Genomic DNA, 456 nt, shown 5'->3' on the forward strand with positions numbered 1-456 from the left:
TGCCGCCTCTACTGCGGTCGGCCTCGCCCTGATAGCGTTCAGCCGTCACTGGCTGATGAAGATCCTCGGTGTGGCGATCCTTGCGGTGCCACATGTGATCGGCGCGCCACAACCACAAGTGCATTCGATGCTGGCCCCTGAAGCATTGGAAGCTCAGTTCAAAATCGCTTCGCATCTGACCAACGTGGCGTTCTGGCTGGCCCTTGGCCTGATCAGTGCGTGGTTGTTCCGCCGCAAAAGCGATGGCCAATACCACGCATGACCCGAGACAGTGCAGCGCCGACCTTAGTGGTCGGCCTGGGCTGCCAGCGCGGCTGCCCTGCCAGCACGCTGCGCGCGTTACTCGATCAGGCCTTGCAAGCGCATCGCATCGAGCTTGGAGCGGTCAAAGCCTTGGCCAGTATCGATTTGAAACGCGATGAACCCGGGCTGCAGGAACTTGCTGCACAATTGGCC

Annotated in this window: 2 protein-coding genes; both read left to right on the forward strand. The window is 61.0% G+C overall.

Translation table 11 applies throughout. The features are described 5' to 3' along the window. Positions 1–262, forward strand: a 262-nt coding sequence (locus AACY49_RS30925) for a CbtA family protein (protein ID WP_339528109.1), incomplete at its 5' end; no start/stop codon positions are given. Beyond that, the coding region (locus AACY49_RS30930) for a cobalamin biosynthesis protein (RefSeq protein ID WP_339528111.1) at positions 259–456 on the forward strand (198 nt) is incomplete at its 3' end. The genes AACY49_RS30925 and AACY49_RS30930, both read left to right, overlap by 4 nt.

The sequence above is a fragment of the Pseudomonas sp. EL_65y_Pfl2_R96 genome (assembly GCF_963970905.1).
GTDB lineage: Bacteria > Pseudomonadota > Gammaproteobacteria > Pseudomonadales > Pseudomonadaceae > Aquipseudomonas.